General features: G+C 34.0%; 1 protein-coding gene. It reads left to right on the top strand.

Features of this window, described 5'->3' with window-relative positions:
* Positions 1–216: 216 nt before the first annotated feature.
* Positions 217–588, top strand: a 372-nt coding sequence (locus EG2_RS18210) for a VanZ family protein (RefSeq protein WP_169793148.1), incomplete at its 3' end; no start/stop codon positions are given.

Genomic DNA, 588 nt, shown 5'->3' with positions numbered 1-588 from the left:
GGGGCAGATGTGGAGTGGTACATCAAGGCAGACGACATTGTGTTGAAAAATAAAGGCAGTCAGCCCACAGGCAATCCACAGAACCATGCTCCGCAGGGACAGCAGAAAAAATAAAAATTGTAGGATAAAATTAAGAAACTATTTTACTTATCTTTGAAATTTTTTCAGAATTATATAGTAAAATATTGTACATAGTTTCAGAGAGGAGTGAGGATAGTGATTTTAATGCTGATTATTCCAATCATTTTAACTGTGTTTCCAGTAATGCTGTATCAAGTAGTTTTAGTGTTATGTAAGAGAAAATCAACTTCTACACATTATTTTTGGACATACACTATGATGATTTATGTATGGCTTGTTTTTTCTGTTACGGGTATCGGCACTGTATGGGACATTATTTCAAAAGGTGGGCTGATTGAGACTTTTCAACAGGCAAACATTGGAATTATCCCATTTCAGTCAGACGGTTTATTTACTTATTGTATGAATGTAATTATGCTTATGCCATTGGGATTTTTATTGCCGTATATATGGAGAAATTTTAGAAATCCAATAAAAGTAGCCCTAACAGGATTAGTATTTTCGGTA

The organism is Enterococcus gallinarum NBRC 100675, from assembly GCF_001544275.1.
Classification (GTDB): Bacteria; Bacillota; Bacilli; order Lactobacillales; family Enterococcaceae; genus Enterococcus_D; species Enterococcus_D gallinarum.
The sequence above is the reverse complement of the archived record's forward strand: the minus strand, read 5'-3'. Positions and strand labels throughout refer to the sequence as shown.